This is a genomic window from Coleofasciculus sp. G3-WIS-01 (assembly GCF_040223135.1).
Lineage (GTDB): Bacteria > Cyanobacteriota > Cyanobacteriia > Cyanobacteriales > Coleofasciculaceae > Coleofasciculus.
The window spans coordinates 1-21,228 of sequence record NZ_JAVJZI010000030.1 but is presented as its reverse complement, the minus strand read 5'-3'; the positions used below and the strand labels follow the sequence as shown (position 1 = coordinate 21,228).

16 protein-coding genes and 1 pseudogene are annotated in these 21,228 nt (G+C 46.5%); 10 read left to right on the top strand and 7 right to left on the bottom strand.

All coding sequences use genetic code 11. The features are described 5' to 3' along the window. The first annotated feature begins 321 nt into the window (after positions 1-321). The 5 genes from RIM23_RS03125 to RIM23_RS03105 all read left to right on the top strand — a co-directional run bounded on the left by RIM23_RS03125 (position 322) and on the right by RIM23_RS03105 (position 7,736). A complete protein-coding gene (locus RIM23_RS03125) occupies positions 322-3,264 on the top strand; it encodes a COR domain-containing protein (RefSeq protein ID WP_446364363.1) in 2,943 nt (980 codons plus the stop codon). A gap of 359 nt (positions 3,265-3,623) precedes the next feature. Beyond that, positions 3,624-4,703 (top strand): glycosyltransferase family 4 protein, encoded by a 1,080-nt coding sequence (locus tag RIM23_RS03120; RefSeq protein WP_446364365.1) that lies wholly within the window; start codon positions 3,624-3,626, stop codon positions 4,701-4,703. 101 nt (positions 4,704-4,804) lie between these two features. Then, on the top strand, positions 4,805-5,017 hold the full coding sequence (locus tag RIM23_RS03115) for a hypothetical protein (RefSeq protein WP_446364361.1): 213 nt from the start codon (positions 4,805-4,807) through the stop codon (positions 5,015-5,017). Beyond that, on the top strand, positions 5,010-5,156 hold the full coding sequence (locus tag RIM23_RS03110; RefSeq protein WP_446364359.1) for a hypothetical protein: 147 nt from the start codon (positions 5,010-5,012) through the stop codon (positions 5,154-5,156). Before RIM23_RS03115 ends, RIM23_RS03110 begins: the two co-directional genes overlap by 8 nt. Positions 5,157-5,450: 294 nt before the next feature. Next, positions 5,451-7,736 carry an amylo-alpha-1,6-glucosidase gene (locus RIM23_RS03105; RefSeq protein ID WP_446364357.1) on the top strand — a complete coding sequence of 762 codons (2,286 nt, stop codon included), beginning with the start codon at positions 5,451-5,453 and terminating at the stop codon, positions 7,734-7,736. A gap of 437 nt (positions 7,737-8,173) precedes the next feature. Here RIM23_RS03105 and recD2 read toward each other — a convergent pair whose 3' ends face one another. Both recD2 and RIM23_RS03095 read right to left on the bottom strand, forming a co-directional pair. After that, the gene (gene recD2 / locus RIM23_RS03100) at positions 8,174-10,507 is read right to left on the bottom strand and encodes an SF1B family DNA helicase RecD2 (RefSeq protein WP_446364355.1); all 2,334 of its coding nucleotides are present in this window, start codon (positions 10,505-10,507) and stop codon (positions 8,174-8,176) included. A 780-nt stretch (positions 10,508-11,287) separates the two neighbouring features. After that, a complete protein-coding gene (locus RIM23_RS03095) occupies positions 11,288-13,324 on the bottom strand; it encodes an FAD-dependent oxidoreductase (protein ID WP_446364353.1) in 2,037 nt (678 codons plus the stop codon). Positions 13,325-13,472: 148 nt separating this feature from the next. Here RIM23_RS03095 and RIM23_RS03090 point away from each other — a divergent pair, with 148 nt between their 5' ends. From RIM23_RS03090 to RIM23_RS03080, 3 genes and pseudogenes are all read left to right on the top strand, one after another. Further along, on the top strand, positions 13,473-14,654 hold the full coding sequence (locus RIM23_RS03090) for an RtcB family protein (RefSeq protein ID WP_446364351.1): 1,182 nt from the start codon (positions 13,473-13,475) through the stop codon (positions 14,652-14,654). A gap of 173 nt (positions 14,655-14,827) precedes the next feature. Further along, positions 14,828-14,968: pseudogene (locus tag RIM23_RS03085) on the top strand (RtcB family protein); the annotation flags it as partial. Positions 14,969-15,123: 155 nt separating this feature from the next. Continuing rightward, positions 15,124-16,215 carry a DNA-methyltransferase gene (locus RIM23_RS03080; protein WP_446364349.1) on the top strand — a complete coding sequence of 364 codons (1,092 nt, stop codon included), beginning with the start codon at positions 15,124-15,126 and terminating at the stop codon, positions 16,213-16,215. Between the two features lie 15 nt (positions 16,216-16,230). Here the strand turns inward: RIM23_RS03080 and RIM23_RS03075 are convergent, their stop codons facing one another. The 4 genes from RIM23_RS03075 to RIM23_RS03060 form a co-directional block, all read right to left on the bottom strand. Then, the gene (locus RIM23_RS03075) at positions 16,231-17,157 is read right to left on the bottom strand and encodes a BstXI family restriction endonuclease (RefSeq protein ID WP_446364347.1); all 927 of its coding nucleotides are present in this window, start codon (positions 17,155-17,157) and stop codon (positions 16,231-16,233) included. A gap of 53 nt (positions 17,158-17,210) precedes the next feature. Continuing rightward, entirely contained in the window at positions 17,211-17,456 is a 246-nt protein-coding gene (locus RIM23_RS03070; RefSeq protein WP_446360532.1) for a helix-turn-helix domain-containing protein, read from the bottom strand. A 108-nt stretch (positions 17,457-17,564) separates the two neighbouring features. After that, the gene (locus RIM23_RS03065) at positions 17,565-17,801 is read right to left on the bottom strand and encodes a helix-turn-helix domain-containing protein (protein ID WP_446360536.1); all 237 of its coding nucleotides are present in this window, start codon (positions 17,799-17,801) and stop codon (positions 17,565-17,567) included. Between the two features lie 49 nt (positions 17,802-17,850). Next, a complete protein-coding gene (locus tag RIM23_RS03060) occupies positions 17,851-18,093 on the bottom strand; it encodes a helix-turn-helix domain-containing protein (RefSeq protein WP_446342568.1) in 243 nt (80 codons plus the stop codon). Between the two features lie 116 nt (positions 18,094-18,209). Between RIM23_RS03060 and RIM23_RS03055 the strand changes: the two genes are divergently transcribed. After that, positions 18,210-18,461 carry a hypothetical protein gene (locus RIM23_RS03055; protein ID WP_446360533.1) on the top strand — a complete coding sequence of 84 codons (252 nt, stop codon included), beginning with the start codon at positions 18,210-18,212 and terminating at the stop codon, positions 18,459-18,461. Positions 18,462-18,537: 76 nt separating this feature from the next. Next, positions 18,538-18,885 carry a hypothetical protein gene (locus tag RIM23_RS03050; protein ID WP_446364345.1) on the top strand — a complete coding sequence of 116 codons (348 nt, stop codon included), beginning with the start codon at positions 18,538-18,540 and terminating at the stop codon, positions 18,883-18,885. Positions 18,886-19,055: 170 nt separating this feature from the next. On the opposite strand, the gene RIM23_RS03045 is transcribed toward RIM23_RS03050, so the two are convergent. Continuing rightward, positions 19,056-20,966 carry a WD40 repeat domain-containing protein gene (locus tag RIM23_RS03045; protein ID WP_446364343.1) on the bottom strand — a complete coding sequence of 637 codons (1,911 nt, stop codon included), beginning with the start codon at positions 20,964-20,966 and terminating at the stop codon, positions 19,056-19,058. Between the last annotated feature and the right edge of the window lie 262 nt (positions 20,967-21,228).

Sequence of the window (21,228 nt, the reverse complement as noted above, 5' to 3'; positions counted from 1 at the left end):
CGCAGTGAAACGGAGTGACGCGAAGCATCTGCCCAGATTCTGACGCTCGTTCCGACGCTCGTTCCGACGCTCGTTCCTCGCTACCGCAACGCTTTCGCTACCGCAACGCTTTCGCTATCGCGCAAGCGTCACGCTTCGCTCTTCCTAGACATGATAGAACGCAACTTGGTATTAATTAACAACACCACTCCATTTAATTTATGCGATCGCGTCCCCCTGTCCATGGGCGAGTAGCGGCTTTGATCTGTTGCCTGTTGCCTGTTGCCTTTTCCCCATCACCCCCAACGGCTACAGTAGGAAAAGAGAATTCAAGACGGGCTGATGACAGAGGACGAACTACTCCAACTCATTGAACAAGCGGCGCGGGAGGAATGGACAGAACTTGACCTCTCTGACAATGATTTAACCGTGCTACCGCCGGACATTGGTCAAATCACCTCTCTGCAATCCCTTTACCTCATCCGCAATAATATCCAAGAACTGCCCTCTCAAATCGGTCAACTCACCTCCCTACAATTCCTTTACCTCTACGGCAATAAAATCCAAGAACTGCCCCCAGAAATTTTGGGCTCAAAGGAATATTGGCAACCTCCTGGTGATGTCCAAGAAATCCTGGACTTCTATTTCCGCATCCAAGACCCCACAGAAACCGCCCCTCTCTACGAAGCCAAATTCATCATCGTCGGCGAAGGTGCAGCCGGAAAAACCACCTTAGCCAAGAAAATCGAAAGCGAAACCTACGAACTCCAACCCGATGAAAAATCCACCCAAGGCATTGATGTCATCCAATGGCACTTTCCCCTCGCCAACGGAGAAGACTTTCGCGTCAATATCTGGGACTTTGGCGGACAGGAAATCTATCACCAAACCCACCAATTCTTCCTCACTAAACGTTCTCTCTATGCCTTAGTCGCTGATAATCGCAAGGAAAACACCGATTTTTACTGGTGGCTAAAAGTCGTCGAACTCCTCAGCGACAATAGCCCCGTTTTAATTATCAGCAATGAAAAACAAGACCGTCAATGTCCCGTCAACGAACGCCAACTTCGGGGAGAATTCACCAATCTCAAAGCAGTTATCCCCGCCAACTTTGCCACCAATCGCGGACTCACTGAAATCAAAGACGCGATTGAACAATATATCACCCGCCTCCCCCATGTAGGCACACCTTTACCGAAACTCTGGGTACGAGTTCGTGCACCCTTAGAAAATGATTCCCGCAACTATATCACCCAACAAGATTACTACCAAATTTGCCAGCGGAATCAATTAACTGACCGCCAAGACATGCAGTGGTTAAGTCGCTATTTACATGACCTCGGCGTTTGCCTACATTTCCAAGATGACCCCACCCTAAAACACTATATTATTCTCAAGCCCGAATGGGGAACCAGCGCCGTCTATAACGTCTTAGATAATCCCACCGTCCAGAAAAATCTCGGCTGTTTCACCCAAGACACCCTGGCAGATATTTGGCAAGACGATAAGTATAACCAAATGCAGGATGAACTACTGCAATTAATGATCCGGTTCAAACTCTGCTATCCCATCCCCAATCAGACGAATACCTACATCGCCCCCCAACTTTTAGATATCAATCAACCCGACTACGATTGGGATGAGCAAAATAATCTAATTTTGCGCTATGATTACGAGTTTATGCCCAAAGGAATCCTCACCCGCTTTATCGTTGAGACACATCCCTGGATAGAAAACCAAACCCGCGTCTGGCGCAATGGCGTTATCCTCAACAAATACCAAACCCGTGCCGAAATTATCGAATATTACTATCAACGCCAAATTAAAATCCGGGTATCGGGAAACCGGAAGAAAGAACTCCTGGCGGTGATTACCCATGAACTGGAAAAAATCCACGCCTCTTATGAACGATTGCAGTATAATACTCTGGTTCCCTGTAACTGTGACGAATGCTTAAGCAGTACCAATCCTCATTCCTATCCCCTGGATAACCTCCGCAAACGCTTAAACGCAAGTAAATATCAGATTGAGTGCGAAAATAGTTATCAAATGGTAGATGTGCGCCGTTTAATTGATGACGTAAACCTCTCCCCCTACCCGAAAGAGAAATTATGGATAGACTCACCATTTGATAACGCCAAATCTTCCCGGTTACAACAAGAACTCGACCAAGACAGAAACCAATCCTTAAACCGTTCCCAATCCCCACGCCCCCAGGCAAACACCATGAATCATAACTACAGAGATTTTGAACTTGTCGTCACCGCCAACCGCCAAATTCGCGCCGCCTCAGAACAGGGGGAGGAGTGGGGAGAATTCCGGTTAGATAAGAATGAAATTGAACTAGCACTGGGACTAATTGAATCGCGACAAACCAATCAGAAATTACTTAAAACCCTAGGACATAAACTCTATCAAGCCCTCTTCCCCGCCAAAATTCACGGTCAATTTCGAGCCACCCTCGCTGGCGCCCAAGCGAACAATCATAACCTGCGTTTACGCTTACGCTTTGAATTACCAGAACTCGCCGCCCTCCCCTGGGAATTTCTCTACGACGAAGGCACAAATACCTTCCTCGCCAATAACACTGAAACCGCCCTATCCCGATATATTGATATTCCCTTACAAAAGCGTGACCTAATATCTGCCAGTCTTCCCCTGAATGTCTTACTGGTAATTTCCAGCCCAACTAATCTCCCCCCCTTAGATATCGCCGGAGAAGAACGCCTAATTCGCGACGCTCTCGCCAAACACATTGAAGCGGGTCAAATTGAGTTAGATGTGGTATCAGACGCCACCATCAGCAATATTAACCAGAAGTTACGGGAGAAACCCTATCAAGTCTTCCATTTTATTGGTCACGGCGTCTTTGAGAATAATCAGGGATATATTGCCCTAGTTGATCAAGATAATAATTCCAAACTTGTCAATGATGAAACCTTTGCTAACTTTTTCTTAGGTAACCGTAATCTAGGGTTAGCCGTGCTAAATTCCTGTCAAGGTGCAGCCGTATCTTCCCACCAGGTTTTTGCCGGAATTGCCCCCAATTTAGTGCGGCGTGGTATCCCTGGAGTTATCGCCATGCAATATTCGATTCTCGACACCACAGCCAAACTATTTGCCGATGAATTTTATCGTACCCTCGCCCTCGGTTGGACTCTAGATGGGGCGATTCAGACTACCCGTAATGCTATTTCTATGGAAGTCGGATTAGATAAGCCTGATTTTGCCACACCTGTGCTTTATATGCGAGCGAAGGATGGTAGAATTATGAGTGGGTTGTAATGGTAATCAACCTATTGTCGGGGCGGGGAATGGGACTCAGTTAATCGGGAGAGTAAACAACACCTAATCCCGTAGTGGGAGTGGGTTTAGGCGTCAAAGCTTTAGCTGTTCTATCGACAATGTAACGGTTACTGATACGGTTTTCCCTACCTGTCAGGGGTAGAGTTCACGAATTGGCAAAACTAGCTCCCCCTGAGTAAAATTTGGTATAATTTGCTCTATACACCTGTAACAAACAAGGTCGCGAATCCGAAGATAACCCTTGTTGAAGTGACCAGCGCCACGTTAATTAACCCCAAATTACTAACGTTTCTTCATTCCATCTCACTTTAAATGGGAATTTAATGGAAATTTTCAAAATGCGGATTGCTCAAATTGCACCGTTGTGGGAACGTGTACCTCCCCCAGCTTATGGTGGTACAGAATTAGTGGTGAGTTTACTCACTGATGAACTCCTCCGTCGGGGTCATGAGGTAACATTGTTTGCATCCGGTGATTCAGAGACACTGGCAAGGTTGGAACCAGGATGTAAAAAAGCCTTGCGTTCTCTCGACGTAACGCATCAAGAATACGCCATTTATGAGCAGATGCAGTTGAGCAAAGTTTTTGAACGAGCTAATGAATTTGATGTGATTCATTCTCATGTAGATTACCCGGCGCTTCCATACACGAACTTGACAAAAACGCCAGTTGTGCATACGATTCATGGTACATTTTCGCCATTAGTTGAGCAGTTTTTTACCAAGCATCGTCAGCAACATTTTGTCAGTATTTCCAATTCCCAGCAGCGCCCTGAGTTGGGACTGAATTATGTGGCAACGGTTTATAACGCGATCGCACCCGAACGGTTTACGTTTTACTCTCAGCCCAAACAGCCACCCTATCTGGCGTTTGTTGGGCGCATATCCCCGGAAAAAGGACCCAGGTTAGCGATTGAAATTGCCAAGCGTTCCGGATGGCATTTGAAAATAGCGGGTAAGGTTGATCCCAAAGATCGAGCCTTTTTTGAGGCGGAAGTGGAACCTTTAATTGATGGTAAACAAATTGAGTTTTTGGGTGAAGCCAATCACGAAAAGAAAAATGAATTGATGGGAGGTGCGGTGGCGACGCTATTCCCGATTACCTGGCGTGAACCCTTTGGACTGGTGATGATTGAATCTATGGCATCTGGCACTCCGGTGATTGCCATGGCATTAGGTTCAGCCCCAGAAATTATCGTTCATGGCAAGACAGGGTTCCTCTGCGATACAGTCGATGAATGCGTGGATGCGATCGCGAAAATACCTCAACTGAATCGACACGCCTGTCGGGAACATGTTGAAACCAACTTTGCAGTGAAACGCATGGTTGATGGATACGAAGCCGTCTACAACCAAATTCTCGCCGAACGGTTTGCTCACAATGGTCATCTGCACGTCCCCACGCTTCTAGCTAGCTAAGTTTATAGAAGGCAGATGGCAGATGGCAGAAGGTTTCAAGACATAGGTTAAACCTTCTGCACCCGACAGAAGAGATAAGATAAAATTGAATGAGGTGAATCATGAACAAAACCGTTCATAGACAACCCCTGGCTTTGCTTTCCATGGGTCAGGATGTTGTCAATCAGCCATGTCAAGATGGACAAAATAAACGCCTAACTCCTGTTCATCAGCTTAGCCAAGCACTGGCAAAACTCGGCTGGCAAATCGATTGGTTTACTCCGCAAACTCATCCTGAGCAACCGAAGATTGAATGGAGTGCACCATTTGAGTGATATCTACCGTCGCCGATTAGCGGGTTCTCTGAGTACAATTGTGCCAGATGTGCAAAATCCTTGCATCTTGTCTGTTCCTTCAGATGGATTGAGTCAATCGACTGTTGATTTCGAGGAGGAATTGATGCAAGTTTCTTAATGTAGAAGTCGCAGAAGGAAACAATCTGTAGGGGCGGGTTTTACAGATAAATGTTTGGCACTTTTCCGAAATTTGACACCCGCCCCTCACCTAATCAGCCCACACCAAAATCTATGATTTAGCGTCATATTTGCCCGTTGACTGGGCGAAGCATTCGCGATGATAATTAAACGGTACAACCGAAAAATTTGGGCGCGAATGCGAGAGCCCCTACGAACCCCTACGAACCCCTAAAAATACGAAGACGGATGGGTGATGTTTAACATTTGATGTTTTATATTTAGGTTTTCAATTATGTCTGATACAGATACCCTGAACGACAAAACAGCAACAGATCTAACTATCCTGGAACTCAACGGTAGAACCTTTGCGCCGGCTGAACAAGTGCCGATTCCAGAGTTGCAATGCAGGACGACAAAACGACTCCAATCGACACTTACGATGAAAGATGACGACCTATTTTTGATTACTGATCCCCTAGGCAATATTGCCGGATGTCTTGATGACGAATCGGACAAAAGCTTGGGGTTATTTTGTCAAGATAGTCGGTTTCTCAGTCGCCTAGAGTTACAGATTGAGGGACTCTCTCCCATTTTACTCAGCAGTACAGCCGGACGGGGTTTTGCCCTTTCGGTTCTCTGTGCGAATCCTTATGTTGAGGGACGTATTCCGGCGGAAACGATTGGCATTCAACGCGATATTGTACTACAGGGTGGACTGTTTGAAGACCTGAAGATTACCAACTACAGCACCCAACCCGTTGAGTTTGAACTCAGTTTAAGTTTTGATGCCGATTTTGCCGATCTATTCCAAATTCGCGGTTATCTCCGTCAGCAGATAGGGACTTTAATGCGACAGGTTATCCCTCAAGAGGATAATGCTTTGGACTGCGATATACAATCCTTGGTTGAGGAAACGGGCGAACTTACCTTAGCCTATCAGGGATTGGATCAGGTGTTGATGGAGTCTCGAATTCAGTTTTATCACCGTCAGCCTGATGAATTTAGGGGATATACGGCAATTTGGCGGTTGGAATTGAATTCTCACGAAACCCAGAAATTTGGGTATCGCTTACAGCCCTTTGTTGACAATCGTCCAGCTTCTGTGGTAGAAGCGCCGACAACCCTAAAACAAGCGATCGCGGCGGAGGCGATGGAGGAGCGGGATTGGCGAGAAGGGGTGACTCGGATTCGCACGGATAATCGAGTCTTAAACCAGATTATTGAACGCGCTGAACAGGATATCTATCTTTTAGGTCAAACCTTTGGTAAAGGTAAGATTCTCTGTGCTGGGATTCCCTGGTTTTCCACGTTATTTGGACGGGATTCCCTGATTGCTGCAACCCAAACGCTGATCCTCGATCCGGGGATTGCGCGTCAAACGCTGATTACCCTGGCGGAGTATCAGGGTAAAGTTGAGGACGAGTGGCGGGAAGAAGAACCCGGAAAGATACTCCATGAGTTGCGTATGGGTGAAATGGCTCGCTGTGGCGAACTCCCCCACACGCCTTATTATGGTACAGTCGATGCCACGCCGCTGTGGTTGATGCTCTATGCTGATTACTATGCCTGGACCTATGATCAGGAACTGTTGGATCAGTTATGGGATAATGCTTTAGCGGCGATGGATTGGATTGATCGACGTTGTCAGCAGACAGGGTATATCAGCTATGAATGCAAGTCTAAAGGTGGACTTCGGAATCAGGGATGGAAAGACTCAGGAGACTGTATCGTTGATGCGAAAGGGAAGTTAGCGGAAGGGGCGATTACTCTGGCGGAAGTGCAAGGATATGTTTATGGGGCGAAGATGCGCTTAAGCCAGCTTGCTCGTATCAAAAAGCGGTTAGATTTGGCAGAACGTTGGCATGAGGAAGCCCAAGCCCTGAAAACCCGCTTCAATCGGGACTTTTGGCTTCCCTATCGCGGCTACTGTGCCTTAGCATTGGATGGTGAGGGAAAACCGGTAGATAGTATCACCTCTAATCCGGGGCATTGTCTAGGATTAGATATTTTATCAAAAGACAAGGCACACAATGTCGCCGAACGATTGCAAGAGCCGGATATGTTTAGTGGCTGGGGAATTCGCACCTTAAGTAGCTTCTCTCCCGCGTATAATCCCATGGGCTATCACCTCGGATCAGTATGGCATCACGATAATGGAATGATTATTGCCGGATTGCGATCGCTAGGACTGGTGGATCAGGCGTTGGAAGTGGCTCAAGGGATTATCGACATGACCATCCAACAACCCTATTATCGTCCACCCGAACTCTTTTGTGGCTATGAACGCACCCCCGATAGCACCCCCGTGCGATATCCTGTGGCTTGTTCACCCCAAGCTTGGGCAACGGGGACGATTTTCCAACTCCTCCAGGTGATGGTGAACTTGATACCCGATACGCCCAGGAATTGTCTCCGAATTGTTTATCCCACGCTTCCTGAATCCGTCCAGTATCTATCACTACAAAACCTAAAAATTGGGCAGACGGTATTAGATTTAGAATTTGAGCGCTCTAGTGGAGCAACTGCCTGTCGAGTTGTGCGAAAACGCGGCAATTTACGAGTTGTCATTGAAGCGTAATCACCAGGGATTATCTCATTTGAGAGTTTAGCCGTAATCCACAACTAATTAGGGCTTGCTGAATAAGTTGTGGGTAAAGGGAGCATGTAGAGACGCGCCATGGCGCGTCTGGGAGCAGGGGGAGCATGTAGAGACGCGCCATGGCGCGTCTGGGAGCAGGGGGAGCAAAAATACATTTTCCCTGATAGCGGTGCAAGGGTATGATAACAAATCCGGGTTAGTTATCCCCGTTATAACCCAGTCCGCGCAGGCGGACGAAAGTTTGTGTAGCAGCGATTTCAATCGCCGTGGCAAAAGGGGGTAATAAAGGCGGATTTGGGATGAAATGGTTTTATCCTATTTCCTTGAAGATGATCCAATGTCTATGCCACTCAAAGCCTTGATAGATAAGGGTTTTGCAGTTGTGCAGCAAGCCCTAATTAAATCTCTAGCCTAGGTTAATCGCGATCGCGTGTCATAATAGTTTTAATTGCCCGATCTAGCAGTTCAATGGCTTCGGTTTCATAGTGATAGGTTTTAAACTTTTGTCCAGGTTCTATCACTTCTAGACGCTTGGAGGGGCGGCGACCATACTGGGATTGATAAAGCTGGAGCGCCAATGATCCAATCGAAGTCTTTTCCCCTTTAGTCGCATCAATATTGAGTTCACGGAGTCGCATAGCAACGCTAACACACCGTTGATTTTGCGCTGCTGGAGATTGGGTAGTTCTCACTTGATTAAATGCATCCATTAAACTTTGATAAGACTCAGATAGTAACAAAGGCAACTGGGTATATCGGCGCAGTGGTTTATCGACATTAACAGCAAACCTTAACATATCGGGTCTACCAACGGCGATAAATCCTCCATAGCTAGCACGAGTCATCGTGGTGTAGAGAAGTTGCCGAGAAAGCATCCGCTGGTTTGAATAGGACAGAGGCATGATTACATACTGGAATTCACTCCCCTGAGCCTTATGACAAGTTAGGCAAAAAGAATGCATAATCTGCTCAAAAATGCCAGGGAAATAATTAACGACAGCGCCACCTTCAAATGCAACCGTAACCCGTTCAGGATTGGATTTGGTTTGAACCTCAATCACCCAACCCCCCTCGCCATTCATCACCGCCGGACTTGTATCATATCTATTCTTCAATTGAATCACGCGATCGCCAACTCGATACACCACGTCCCCAGTTTGGACTTCTGGCTGTTCTGGTTGTTTCGGGTTAAACAGAGGCTGCAATCGTTGATTTAAAGCGTGAACTCCAACCACACCTTTCTTCTGTGGAGCAAGAACCATCACCTGATTTTTTAAATCAACCTGATCACGCTGCATCTGTGCCACTAGCTCAACAATAGTATCGGCAATTTCTTCAGGGGTGTGGCGACAGAGTATGGCACAATCAGAAACCTGTTGCCATTGTTGAGGCGAGTAAAACCGTTGCAAATTAGGAACCACGCCACTAATCACATCTTCTGCTGCATAGATAATTGGACTTTCTTGCCGTTGGCGGTAAATCTTTTTCAGGCGAGAACAGGGTACAACCTCAGATATCAGTAAATCGCGCAGCACCATTCCCGCGCCCACACTAGGAAGCTGATTGTGATCCCCAACCAACACAATTCTCGTATGGGGTTCTAAGGCTTTTAAGAGAGAATTAAACAGGAAAATATCGACCATACTAAATTCGTCGATAATTAACCAATCAATCTGCAAAGGGTTTTCCTGATTAAACTCAAACCTTTGACCATACCCTCGCCACTGAAGTAGACGATGAATCGTTTGGGCATCTAACTTGGTGGCGTTCTTCATGCGGGTTGCTGCCTTTCCCGTAGGTGCCGCTAAAGCCACCTTGAATCTACACTTAGTCAGCCAATCGATCAAATACTTCAAAATATGGGTTTTCCCTCGCCCTGCACCCCCCGTAATAATGCTAATGGGTTGGGCATAGGATCTTAACAGTGCCTGTCGCTGTTCTATATCAAGCACCCCAGATGAGCGCCATGCTTCTGCTTCTCGTTCTTGTAACCACTCCTCCAACGGCTCAATAGACAGTTGTCGGCGAGAGGCAAAATAAAGAATCAATCGGGCGACATTAACCTCAGCCCGATAAATTGGTTTTAAATAGAGGGACTCGGATAACCGTCCCTCAACTACAACTTTTTGGGCGAGCGCATTCTCTAATACCTGATTAAGTAACCGGGAATTCGGTGTATGTCCCGGACAACTTAATAACCCCAGTGCTACTTCGGTGAGTTCGGAGCTGGGGAGGAAACAATGTCCCTGATTTCTGGCATCTTGTAAGGTTTGAAGAATCCCTTGCTCATAGCGCCGGGGACTATCCGGAGGCATCCCCAACTTTAGCGCTAAACTATCAGCTATCTTAAATCCAATGCCGTCAAGATCATCAATAATCTGATAAGGGTTGGTTTTGAGGACAGAGGCTGTATTCTGCTCATAGTAGTCCGTCAGTTTTAGGGTTAACCCCAAAGATATCCCCATCCCCAGCAACCAAGCTTGAGTACCTCGGACAGGATTACTCTTGCTTTTCTCCCAAGCCGAGAGGATGACATTAATCCGAGATGGGTACAAGCCAGGAATTAGTTTGAGTTTCTGGGGTGAGAACTCCAGAACCTCCAGGGTATCAGAGCCAAAATATGCCGCCAGCAAAGCGGCTGTCTTCTTACCAATGCCATGAAATATGCCACTGGCAAGATACTGTTCAATTTCTGCTTGCTCTAGCCTGGGTAATTGATCGTTATTGTCTGCCGGGAAAGCCATTGGCATGATTGATTGCTCCCTGAACAGGTGAACAAGAAATCCTAAATTGTATAGCCTATCCGTTATTGTACAATGCAGGTGCGACACGTCAGCCTCTATTAGTCGGATTAACTTGGCAGCAATAAAAAGCGGCGCAGGGATATCCTGAATGGAATAAAAAAAACATTATCGCCGGAATCGGTAGGGTAGCACCGCCGTGCGCCCTCTCCCTCGGCTAGGTTTCCCCTTAAACAGATGGATCGTTTTGCCAATATTACTTAACCTGATAAACTAACAATCACTCTGACTTAAGAAACTAACGTTTTCCCCGATATCTACCCCATAATTTCAATGAAAAATATTGGAAATGAGCGAAACTATAATAAAGTAATCCGTGAGAATTCAGTTCTTGTAGGTTGGGCACTTGCGATCGCGAAACCCAACAGGTTAACCTGGAGTTGGGTTTCGTTCCAAGGGCCCAACATACAACAGTGATAGGCTTCCGATTACAGTCCATTACCAATGAGAAAGGTAGGACTTACGCTTTCTTGACGGCACAGGCGCTACCTGTAGGGGCTCTTTCATTGCCGTGCCCCTACTATATGTGGCGTTTGTGCGTAAGTCCTGAAAGGGTTTCCAGGCTGTCAACTCAAGGTACAAACAGCCACTAAAGTGGCTACTACAAACGCGATCGCACACCATCTGTCTACCCTGCTTGAAGTTTGAGCAATAGGGGTTTACAGGCTGTCGGCTCAAGGTACAAACAGCCACTAAAGTGGCTACTACAAACGCGATCGCACGTTTCTTTTAACGCCAATCGTCCCAATCTTGATTAAAAATCGACGTATCCGGAAACGCCGTCGGATTATTATTCCGTTCTAACCGCCGCCGCAACACCTGCAACTGCGAATCATAAGGCGGGAGTCCATCCACCAATTCAAACGGTGCAATCCCCTTCTCCAACGCAAACGCCGCCGTCGTTCCCGCCCCTGCACCCGATGACCATTCAAAGGAATGCACTCGATACGCCGCCGCTGCAATATGACTCGTGGCAATACTTTTTCCCGCCACCAACATATTGTCAATCTTTTGCGGAATCATCGCCCGCAGGGGAATTTGAAACGGATAGGCTTGACCCGCCCCTTGACGTTCCCCCTCCCGTTCCGTATTTCCCGGCGCTTCTGGGGGAGAGAAACTCATACAGGGATGAAAATCAATCGCATAATGTCCAATTCCCAGGGAATCGGGATAGATTGTCGAACGAGTGCGTCGATTCACCTCATCCGGCGATACCTCACCCTGAATCACCGAAATCGCTTCTCGTCCCGCCAAAGCCGTCCATAACTGGCGATACATTTTGGGAGATAAGGTTTGACGGTAATAATCTTCCCGGTAATTGCGGCGAGACATATCAATTTCCCAAATTGTAAACCCATCGGGATACCCAAACGCAGGGCGTCCAATAATCCGCCGTCCTTCCCGCATATAAGGATACTTAGATAACCCATGCACTGTTCCCATGGGAGATGTCTTACCCGATAAATAGCGGTAACTAGGATGGGGTTCCTTCACGCCATCACCGAGTTGGGAGTCCGTATTTCCCGCCACTAACCAATAGAAATACCCTCGCGAGAGTTCCTCCGCCTTGCGTAAACTCTCGGTTCGCAAGCCACCCAGCCAGCCGCCCGGTGCTAACTGTCCCGTCTGTTGCAATTGCTCAGGAGTATACACGAGGTTATCAGCTTCGGTACCCGGACGGTAGTCATTCCCCCACGTCCAGTTTTGCATGGAGATATCCCCGACGGTGGGCGCAGTAAAGGAAATTCCGCCAAATTTCTGCGGTTCACCTTTTTTAGGACTCCAGATGCGCCGATAGGTAAAGACTAAGCCAAAGTCGGCTAATCGCGGTAATTCATAACTATAATAAGGTTCGTATTGAGGGTAAAAGGGTGGCATTTCATGGGTTTGCGGTTCCTGCGTGGCTTCCATGGCAAAGGTATAGGTAAACCCCTGAGTGCAATAGGGGTTCCCGGTGACGCTGGAAGAGGAGGGTTCGAGATGGGAACGGGGGTCAATTCCTAAACGGTAGGGAACATTGGTTAACCCAATCAGTTCCCCAGTTTCTGTAGCGTCCACAACATACCAGTCTGGGGCGTTTCCAGATGATGGGTTTTGGGGAGTGAAGCGGATAATGGTTTTGTCAAAGCGGGGGGAATCTTGGTACTGATACCAATCTTCAATCGTTTGCGATAAGGGAAATGTGTTCAGGGGGGGTGCATCAGCAGCAGGTTCATGCTGAATGGCAATGGCACTTTTAATCAAGTTCCCCGTCGGGTTATAGTCGAGTTCCTTAATCACCGTGGAGGGAAACCACTTCAGTGTCCCTTTCCCCCGTTTGGCTGCATCCCGCAACATATCCAAGAGGATAGCATGGGCGTCACTGGGAATAAAACAGGATTCACTTACCCAACAATCCCCCGGATTCAGTTCCCCATATTTGCGTCTAATCCGTTCCCGCAATTCCAAATAACCGCGAGAATAGAAAAGACGCGATCGCTGGGTGGGGCGTTCATCCAGTGCAGAGGTTCCCTGGGCAGAAATCTGTCCTCCTACCCAGTCGGTAATCTCGGTCAAACAAACCGTTCGCCCCGCGAGTAAACCTTCATAGGCTGTCGCCGCACCTGCTAATCCACCGCCAACCACCAAGATTTCACAGGTGACGGTTTCATCAGGAGTGCCATCGGGGGCGCTACGGGCAACTGGGATGAGGGATAGTAGAGAAATTAGGCTAAAAGACAAGCAAACCCAAGATTTTCTGGCAGATACAGGTCGAGAAGGCTTCATAAGGGTTAAGATGCAGGACGTATCCGATGCTACATTACGACAGATGCCTTGACGTTGCCATTATCCGATAAGTTCATCCCCTCGACTGAGTATTTTTGTATTATACTTGTAGTATATTAATGTTATTTAGGTCTACAGGCGCAGGTTTATGCCTTACGAACAACTGAAACTGTCCACAAATAAGCCCGTTTTATCCTGGGCGAATCATGATTTAAGTCATGAGGAAACCAAGATGGCAAAAAACGTGGCATCCTTACCTTTTGTGTTTAAACATGTCGCGTTGATGCCAGATGTTCACCTAGGCAAAGGGGCATTAGTTGGGTCGGTTCTTGCCACCAAAGACGCCGTAATTCCGGCGGCGGTAGGAGTTGATATTGGGTGTGGGATGGCAGCGATTAAAACGCCATTTAGGGCTGAACAACTAGAGGGTAAACTAAAGAAAATTCGCTTAGATATCGAAGCAGCCATTCCTCTGGGATTTAACCAAAATAAAGAGGTAGAAAAAGATGCCAGCAATTGGCAAGGCTGGACTCATTTCAAAGACTTGCATCGCGGTGTGCAGGATGTGCAAAGAAAAGCGATGAAGCAGTTGGGTTCTCTGGGTGGCGGAAATCATTTTATTGAGGTGTGCATCGATACGGAAGATTCAGTGTGGTTAATGCTACATTCTGGTTCTCGTAATATTGGCAATCGCTTGGCGCAGTGTCACATTAGCACGGCGAAGGAATTAGCGAAACTGGCAGGAAACCGTTTACCTGATCCGGATTTAGCGTACTTTATCGCCGGAACCCCAGAATTTGCCGCTTACTGGCGAGATTTACAATGGGCGCAAGATTATGCCCGTTATAATCGCGATGTAATGATGGCGCGTTTTAAGACAATTGTGGAAAAACACCTTTCGGGAGGTAAGCCAATCAAGCCATTGTTAGAGGTGAATTGCCATCACAATTATGCCGAGAAAGAAGTACATTTTGGGGAAGATGTGTACGTCACGCGCAAGGGTGCAGTAAGGGCGCGTGAGGAAGATTACGGGATTATACCCGGTTCGATGGGGGCAAAGTCGTTTATTGTCAAGGGGAAAGGAAATCATGAAAGTTATTGCAGTTGTTCCCATGGCGCAGGGCGTTTAATGTCTCGGAAAAAGGCAAAGAAACAGTTTTCCCTGGATGATTTGGTGACACAAACTCAAGGAGTTGAATGTCGCAAGGATGGCGGGGTTTTGGATGAGATTCCCGGCGCTTATAAACCCATTGATGAGGTGATGAATAATCAAGCGGATTTGGTGGAGGTGGTGGCGACACTGAAGCAGCTAGTTTGCGTGAAGGGTTGATTTGTCGGGTGGGCAATGCCCACCTTATTTGTTGATGCACTATAGTCTCACGGATACCGTCCTTGGGCATGAGGAAATCCTAACTCCTAATGTTCAATATCATCATCCTCATCTGACTCATCTAGATACAACTGAATAAACTCCTCTGCTGCTACTGGATTAATTTTAATCGAGGGATTGAATCCCGCAAAAATGGCGGGGTTTTGGATGAGATTCCTGGCGCTTATAAACCCATTGATGAAGTGATGAACAATCAAGCAGATTTGGTGGAGGTGGTAGCGACACTGAAGCAGGTGGTTTGCGTGAAAGGTTGATTGGTCGGGTGGGCATTACCCACCTTATTTGTTGATACTAAATTTACTTTTCTATTTTTATGAGCTTCCCTCATGCTAGACAAACAGAAGTTGTGGTTAACACAGACTCAATGCTCAAGATTTGAGTTAAAATCGGATGAGTGTAGACATGACAAATGCTTCCTTTGATAATGGAAATTTACCTAAAATCTCCTCAAGTCACTCTCTATCACGGAGATTGTTTAGATACACTGCGCTTGCTACCTGATGATTCAGTTAATCTCATTCTTACTGATCCACCTTATCATTCCACAAAAAAAGCCAACATTACGGGTGACAAAGACTTTAAACATGACCAAGATTACCTTACCTGGTTAGACACTATAGCAGAGCAATGGCAACGGGTGTTAGCTCCCAACGGTTCTCTGTACTGTTGTGCCTCTCTCAAGATGGCAGCCAGAATTGAGGTGATGTTAGCTGAACGATTTAATGTACTCGCTTCAATCACCTGGACAAAGCCGAATGCTCCAGGGTATGACGGATGGAAGCAGAAAACAAACAAGGAAAGTCTACGCAGTTGGTATTTACATTCTGAGCGGATTATTTTTGCTGAGTCAGCATCTCCAGAAGAGGCTAAACAGACTACTCGAAGATGCTCATCTCGCTCTGCTGCTACCACTTCATTATCCGCCTTTGGCAGCTTACTTAGAAAAACTCGCTTGGCCGCAGGACTATCTACAATTCAACTAACAGAAGCTATTGGTGAGTATGGTAGTGTAAATCACGGTGGTGCGGTATCAAATTGGGAAACTGGCAGAAATATCCCAAGTCCTGAGCAATATCAAAAACTAAAATCAGTATTTGCTAAACTCAGTTCCCAAGTTCCCGAACTGCCTGATTACGAGAAAATAATCAGACCTTTCTGTGTAACAGCTAATATCCCCTACACGGATGTTTGGGATTTCCCTACAGTCAAACCTTATCCGGGTAAACATCCAGCGGAAAAGCCCCTAGATCTAATTACACATATTATCAAAGCCAGTTCTTATCCGGGTGACGTCGTTCTGGATTGCTTTGCTGGCTCAGGTGTTGTGGGACAAGCCGCTAAAATGTTAGGGCGTAAAGCCATTCTCGTTGAAATTGAGGAGCGTTGGTGTCACAAAATCGCTCTACGGTGTTCCGAGCCATCTGAGTTATTACCAGAAGTTAAGAAATCAGCCTTTGATTGGCAGAAAGAACCCTTATTTCAGCTATTGAACGATGGATAATATAGGCAAGTAGAACTATGTGATACGTTGATTGTTTCGGAGGACTTTTTCCATCCATTTTAGCGTATGTTCAACTCCCCAATCTCTTGCGGCTGCATTACAGTGGTGATGTCCCCATCCCAGGTTATAACGTCGATGGTTATATACTCCTGCTCTTAATTCCTTAACATGAAAAAGATTGGCTGTAGTTACTGTTAAATCTGGGACATTCCTGCCCTCAGCTTGTTCAACACGAGAAGCAAGTTCTTTAGCCGAAATTCGCTCTAGACAAAGAGGGCAAACTGTACATCCCTGACCATCCAGCAGCCTATTTTCCTGAAGTTTTTCCAGATTAGCCAGATCCATTTCCTGACATTTATTCTCGATCCTCTGCTGGCATTCTTCAAGATTCGATATCCCTTCTTGACGAGCCATACCCATAATCCCCTCTGTTCGCCAAGCCAAAAAAGATAGTTGATACTTAGTTGCCTCTATCTCTTGAGAAGAAGCATACTCATAGACGCGGATTCCTGCCCCTTGACCTCCCGTCTTTTTATCTGTATATCCATGTCTTATCTGAGAGTCATCAGAACGGGTAGTGTCGGGTACACGAGCAATGTATTGTCCGCCGAGTGGTGGAGTTCGGGAAGTTGCTGGAGACCAACCGTACTGACTCGGAGGGTAATTATTCCAGTGATATCTTGTTTCATAAAGAACTAATAAATTTCTGCCAAGCTCTAGGTCGTTGGGTAAATCGGGATGAGGCTCTGGAGGATTATCAGAAAAGTAATCTTCTGGAGAAGCAAGAACGATATAACCCTTCTCGAATCCACCTTCTGGTTGAATAAAGTTACTGTTCCAAGAACTGATTGGGATTAGGACGGTATTACATCTCTTTACACGATTTTGGTATACAGTATCTTTTTCAGCCCCCCTTGTTTGACTTGTCTTGTAGATTTTCATTGCTATGGCTTCTGGCAGTCCAAGTTTGTAGCTTAGCTTAGTTTTTTTAGCCTTCACTCTTCTACCTCAATGCCGTAATTAGTAAAGAGAGCAGAGACAGATATATTTAGTGCTTTAGCTAGCTTTTCAATATTTTCTAATGATGGATTGCGACTCCCCCTTTCAATACTTGAGATGTAAGTGCGGTGAAGGTCAGCTTTTTCAGCAAGTTCCTCTTGAGAAAAATCTAATTCTCGCCGACGTCGTCTTATCGCTTTGCCAAAGCGCTGTTTAATATCTGATTTGCTATCTTGACTCACAGCATAATTTTTAGGGAGCGCAGACAATCAGTCTACATACAATAAATAACTTTTTGAAGACTATAAGTAACAAAATGGACATAGGCGATCACTTAATCCCCAAAACTACTATTCATCCTCATCTGACTCATCCAAATACAGCCGAATAAACTCTTGCGCCGCCGCCGGATCAATCTTCCGCAGTGCCTTCCTGATTTCCAAGACTGCCTCAGCTGCGGGATCTCTAGTCCCATTAAACCAATAGTGAACCGTTGAGCGACCAATTCCCATTGTCACTGCCAACTGATTTTGGCTGATTTTGTACGTCTGCAATACCTGCCTTAGCGCTTCACCTGCTTTTCCCATAGTTTTTATGGTCATCGAATACCTTTGATCACCTCTAACCCTCCAATGACTATTCCTCACCATCCACCGAACTATCACCCAAATACAGTCGGATAAACTCCGTCGCCGCCGCCGAGTTGATCTTCCGCAGCACTTGCACAATATCTTTCACAGTTTCAGCCGTTGGATCTCTCACCTCATTTACCCAACGGTATACATTAGAGCGTCCAATCCCTAATTCTGCCGCTAATCGATATTGACTAATTTCATACGTTTCCAGCACCTTTTTCAAGGCTTTGCCTGCTTGTCCCATGACTCTGATTGTGGCAAACGCTCACAACCGAGTAAACGGCTCCTTAATGGACTACGCTATGATAAGCTATTAGTAGACCATTAAGGCTACTATTGCAGCAATAAAGGTAAACTCCAATGACTGAAGACTTTATCCGCGATTCCTCTCCAACTCCCAATCCTGCAACTCCTCTACCATCTACGCCCCCGCCAGACAACCGACACCCTCTAAAAGTGATCATCATCAGTTCACCCCAAGGCGTCACCCGAACCATTCACACCTTCTATCGCCTCGGCTACGCCCACGTCAGCGAGTGGAGTAAGCCCCAACCCACGCAGAATCCTGGCGAAGTGATGAGTGTTCTCTACCGCCGCCTTCGTATTGATTAATGAATAGACTTAACCCCTAACCTCTTCAACCCGGGAAGGGGGGAAATCAAACTTTATTGAAAACCCAAAAATAGCCATGATGCGAATCCGACACCGTATTAATCCCCAAACCTTTGTCATCACCCTCAACCAAATCGCCAAATACTTGAACATTGATCCCCAACGCATCCTCAACTGGGAAAAATGGCACAATGTTCTTTGGGTACATATCCAAGGACGGGGCGGTTATTTTGTGAGTTATCGCAATCTCGAACAATGGATTGCGGCTTGCCGTACCCTGATCCGCTTCTGTCCAACTATAAAAGCCCTAAACCTTCTCTGGTCATTGATTCAGCAAGAAGCCCAACGGTATACAAAACAGATCTGGGATCGGCTTCAAGCTATATACCAGCAACGCTACACCGAGTTATCTTGTCTACTATAACTAGAAGTGACTAAAATTTTGATAAATTCTTTTTGATAGTCTGTTTCTATGGAAATACCGTCTTTTACACAAGTTTCTGAAAGCACAAGCCAAGCAAGTCAGCCCTTCAGGGGGGCGGGTTTAGTCCCATTTGGATAATAGTGAAACCCGCCTCTAAGTAGGAATTAAAACTATTTGCCACAAAGGGCGCGATCGCGTTCTGTTACATTGGGGTTAGTCTTCAGATAATCCCCTACCCAGTCACAACTGCGAACCAGGAGATTATCCAGAACAGTTTGATTAAAGTCCTCTAAATTCCACAAAAGGATAGTATTATCCAAACTAGCAGAGGCTAACATTTGATTATCTGGGTGGAAACTCAGACCTGTGATTTCATCCTGATGCCCTTTAAGGGTAACCATTAACGTGCCATCACTTTGCCACAGTTTAATCTCTCCGTCTAAACTTCCTGAAGCAATGGTTTGACCGTCAGCAGAGAAGGCTACCGCATAAACTGGATTATCATGACCTGCGAGGGTTTTTAGCAAAACGCCGTCTTTATTCCACAGTTTCACCGTTTTATCCTCACTCGCCGTGGCAATTGTCTCCCCATCAGGAGAAAAACTCACGCCTTCGATCGCTTGATCATGTGCCTGCCATGATGAGATTACTGTACCAGTTTTATCCCAAATCACAGCTTTGTCATCACTAACTGAAGCCATCATCTCACCGTCGGGGGAGAAACTGATGTCATTGACGCCACTACTATGTTCATCGAGGGTTTTCAGGAGTGTTCCATTGGGATTCCACAACTTAACCGTCGCATCATCACTCGCCGTGGCAATGGTTTCGCCATCTGGAGAAAAACTGACCCGATTTATGCGATCGCGATGTCCATCCTCTAGATTTTCTTCCCCTGGCAAAGTCTTCAGGAGTTTCCCCTCTTGGTTCCACAAGCGCACCAGTTTGTCATCACCCACCGTGACAATCGTCTCACCGTCTGGGCTAAAATTCACATCATAGACGCGATCGCGATTCTCTTGCAGTGTCGCTAATTCTTTACCCTCACTCGAAGAGAGTTTCACCGTCTTGTCTGAACTCGCCGATGCCAAATAATTCCCCTGGGGACTAAACCGGACACTATTGACAGCATCCTGATGTCCATTAAGCGTATCAACAAGCTGACGTTCACCCAGTTGCCACAGTTTCACCGTCTTATCCAAACTCGCCGAAGCCAAAGTCTGCCCATCTGGACTAAAACTCATCCCATAAACCGCACCCTGATGTCCAGTCAGCGTCTGTTGTAGAGACGCGCCATGGCGCGTCTCTACATCTAAACTCCAGAGTTTCACGGTTTGGTCATCACTACTGGAGACGAGAGTTTGCCCATCTGGACTCCAAACCACGCCATTGATCAGGTTTTCATGTCCCGTGAGAGTAGTGATCAGGCTACCCTCTTGACTCCAGAGTTTGATCGTATTATCTGCACTACTTGAAGCAATAATTTGCCCATCTGGACTAAAGCTCACCCCGGTAACGCCAGCGTCATGACCCGTGAGGGTTAACAGTTCTTCACCCTCTAGAGTCCAAAGCTTTACCGTACCATCCCAACTCGCCGTCGCCAAGGTTTGACCATCTGGAGAGAAACTCACGCCATAAACCTGACCCTGATGTCCTTCCAGAGTACCCACCAACGTGCCATCTGGCTGCCAAAGTTTCACAGTTTGGTCATCACTGGCGGTGGCGAGGAGTTCACCATCGGGGCTAAACCTGACGCGATTAACCGCATTATCATGGGCGGCGATGGTTTTAATCAGAGTTCCCTCTCGATTCCACAGATTCACCGTCCCATCTAAACTACCACTGGCAATAGTTTGCCCATCTGGAGAGAAACTCACGCCCCGGACTTGCTGAGTGTGTCCGGTGAGGGTACGAACTAATGTACCATCTGGACGCCAAAGTTTTACGGTTTGGTCATTACTCGCAGTCGCAATCCATTCCCCATCGGGACTATAACTGACATCCCATACTCTATCTGTATGACCCTCTAATTGGTTCCGTTCTCTTCCCCAAGCCAAGGCTTGTTGCAGGGCGGTGATCACATTGGCTTTTAACTGAGTATCCTTTTGACTCCAGGAAGCTTGTTGCAGTTTACGTCCCGCTTTCAGGGCTTCTAATCGGGCTTCAAAGCCTTGACCGGAGGTAAATAGGGCTTCTGCGGTTTTACGTCATAAGCGATGGTGAAAGCCCTCGTGATTTATCCGAGGGATGAAACCGAGCAATGTGTTTAGTTTAGCAACTTTAGTTGCTTTTCTTTCTAATCTTAGGTATAATAATAATATGAGAAACAGAGTTTGTAGGTGA